At 62.0% G+C, this 1,519-nt stretch carries 1 protein-coding gene; it reads right to left on the bottom strand.

The window, feature by feature from the left end; genetic code table 11:
* Window positions 1-64 precede the first annotated feature (64 nt).
* A complete protein-coding gene (locus OK351_RS17825; protein WP_265161766.1) occupies window positions 65-1,453 on the bottom strand; it encodes an IS256 family transposase in 1,389 nt (462 codons plus the stop codon).
* Window positions 1,454-1,519 lie beyond the last annotated feature (66 nt).

Below are 1,519 nucleotides of genomic sequence, written 5' to 3'. Positions count from 1 at the left end.
CGGAGCCTGTCAGGAAGTTTGTGTAAGCCCCTAGTCACATCCGTTATTCAGGGCTTCTTAACACTCACTTCAAATACGGCTCGATGCGCTCCGGGTAGGCCATGGCCAGCTGCTGCAACGCCTGCTTCCAGCCATTCGTCCCGGCCCCTTCCACCAGATACGACCCGGCGCCGGCCCGCGGGGTCCGGCCCTTCTTCTGCGCATCCTTGAACCGCTCCCGGGCCCGCTTGTCCTCGATATTGCAGATCGCCAGCCACAGCATCTTCACCGCCGCCGCATCGGACGGGAAGTGCCCCCGGGACTTGGTGACCTTGCGCAGCTGGTAGTTCATCGACTCAATCGCATTCGTCGTGTAAATGACCTTGCGTAGCTCGGGCGGGAACCCCAGGAACGGGGTGAAGCGTTCCCACGCGTTGCGCCACGTGGCCACCGCCGACGGATACTTTTGCCCCAGCGCACTGGCCTCGAAATCATCCAACGCCTTCGCGGCTGATTCGTTGCTCGGTGCCGTGTAAATGCTCTTCAACTGCGCGCTGACCGCTTTGCGGTCGCCATAGGAGACGAACCGGTTCGCCGCCCGGATCAAATGCACCACGCAGGTCTGCACGGTCGCTTTCGCCCAGGTTGCCTCGATCGCCTCCGGGAAACCGGTCAGCCCGTCGCAGCAGGCAATCAGGACGTCCTTGACCCCTCGGTTGGCCAACTGCGCGCAGACCTGGGCCCAGAACTTCGCCCCCTCGTTCTCGGTCACCCAGAGGCCCAGCACGTGCTTGATGCCTTCCACGGTCACGCCGATCGCCATATGCGCTGCCTTGTTCCGCACCTGGTGCCCGTCGCGGACCTTGACCACCAGCGCATCCAGGTAGAGGATCGGGTAGAACTCTTCCAACGGCCGTTCCTGCCAGGCGGCGACCTCGTCGAGCACTTCGTCGGTGATCTTGCTGATCGTGTCGTGGGACAGCTGGGTGCCGATGGTGGTTTCCAGGTGGTAGGCGATATCCCGCACCGTCATGCCGCCGGCGTAGAGGGAGATGATCATTTCATCCAGGCCGCCGGTGCGGCGCGAGCCCTTGGGCACCAGAGTCGGAACAAAGGTTCCGGCCCTGTCCCTGGGGATCTGCAGGTCGATATCCCCGGCCACCGTGGACACGGTCTTCGGGTAGGAACCGTTGCGGGAGTTCGGCAGGAACCGGCCGTGGGCCTCGCCTTGCTCGTAGCCCAGATGGCTGCTCAGTTCGGATTTCAGGCCGCGTTCCAGCCCGGCACGGATGATCTGCTGGATAAACCCGTCTTTGCCGTCGAGCTGGATCTCACCACGGTCGATGAAACCCATGAGCTCGTCGAAAGCCCCGGAGTCCTTGACGGCGTCCATGGAGCCGAGGGCTGCGATCTTCTCGGCGATGTCTGAGGCGTTTTCCATGCTCTGTTCGGCCTGGTCTTTCTGGATGGTCATATCGTGTTTTCCTAGTCTCTTTCTATCAATTGACTAGGGGTCTTACACAATCCATCTGACAGGCTC

Origin of the sequence: Glutamicibacter sp. MNS18, assembly GCF_026107515.2 — a bacterium.
Taxonomy (GTDB): domain Bacteria; phylum Actinomycetota; class Actinomycetes; order Actinomycetales; family Micrococcaceae; genus Glutamicibacter.
This window is presented reverse-complemented; position numbering and strand designations above follow the sequence as displayed.